Annotated in this window: 1 protein-coding gene; it reads right to left on the bottom strand. The window is 60.3% G+C overall.

The window, feature by feature from the left end:
- The coding region (dnaN, locus tag JF66_RS18545) for a DNA polymerase III subunit beta (protein WP_035880332.1) at positions 1-1139 on the bottom strand (1139 nt) is incomplete at its 3' end.
- Between the last annotated feature and the right edge of the window lie 110 nt (positions 1140-1249).

Genomic DNA, 1249 nt, shown 5'->3' on the forward strand with positions numbered 1-1249 from the left:
AGCAAGTTGGGCTGCAGCAGGTACTTGTAGCTGTCGGCACCGGACTGTTCGCGCGAGGTTTGGCTCGTGATGAGCACGGGACCAGGCTTGTTCGGGTTTTCGGTCTTGGTGAAGGAGATCCGAACGAATTCAGAATGCACCGCACCCAAACCATCGAGGAGGAACTGGGGCTTGAGCGACACCACTGTGTCACCGCCGGAGAGGATCGCGTCGATGGATTCCGAGGCCTGGGCCTGTTCGGAACCGACTGCTTCAAGCGTAAGCCCGTCCGCAGTGAACGTGAAGCGCAGGGCGGCCTCGCGCTCCAGAACGAGCTGCACCCTCCCGGTGGCCTCGATCAAATCGGCGGTATTCATCACCGCGTAATTGTCGACCGCGGTGGGAAACAGGCGGCGGACAGGCGGGAAATTACCCTTGATCAGCAGAGACGTAACGGTCTTCTTGTTCGCCGTGAACGCGATCAGTTCTCGGTCATCGCTGTTGGTGATCGAGACCGAAATGGTGCCGCTGTGGCCGAAGGTCTTGCCGACTTCCTGCAGTGTTCGAGCCGGCACGAGCGCCGTGATCGTGCCCTGGCCGGTGTTACTCCCCGGATCCCAATCGATGTCTCGAACCGCCACGCGGTACCGGTCAGTGGCAACGAGACTCAGGCTATTCTCAGTGACCTCGAGCTGCACTCCGGTGATCACGGGTGTCACGTCATCGCGGGAGGCGGCAACAGCGACCTGAGCGACCGCCGCCGCAAACTCTTCGGCGGGAACGAGCCCGGATTCGGCACTGACCTGCGGAATGCTGGGATATTCCTCTACCGGCATGGACAGCAGGGTGAAGCTTGCTGAACCGCAGCTGACCTTGATTCGAGAGTTTTCGGTACTGAAGCGCACGGGTGCGTTCGGCAGGCGACTGGCGATCTCCGCCAAGAGCCGCCCGGAAACCAGCACTTTGCCGGTCTCCTCGACGTCCGCAGCGATCTCGGTTTGGGCGGATACCTCGTAGTCGAATGACGACAGGATCAAGCCCGTCTCGGTGGCTTCAATCAGCACACCGCTCAGGATCGGCAACGTCGTGCGCTGCGGGAGAAGTTTGACAGCAAAAGAAACAGCTTCGCTGAAAACGTCACGATTGGCCTGAAATCTCACGAAATGGCTCCTGTTCGATGAAAGGCCGAGGAATGGCGGGGTGGGCCTCAACCCTAGCTCGCTTCTGCAACGGATCGTTGAATCCAGCCTCCCGTCGTCAAGGTTGTCGG

The sequence above is a fragment of the Cryobacterium sp. MLB-32 genome (genome assembly GCF_000738085.1).
Lineage (GTDB): Bacteria > Actinomycetota > Actinomycetes > Actinomycetales > Microbacteriaceae > Cryobacterium.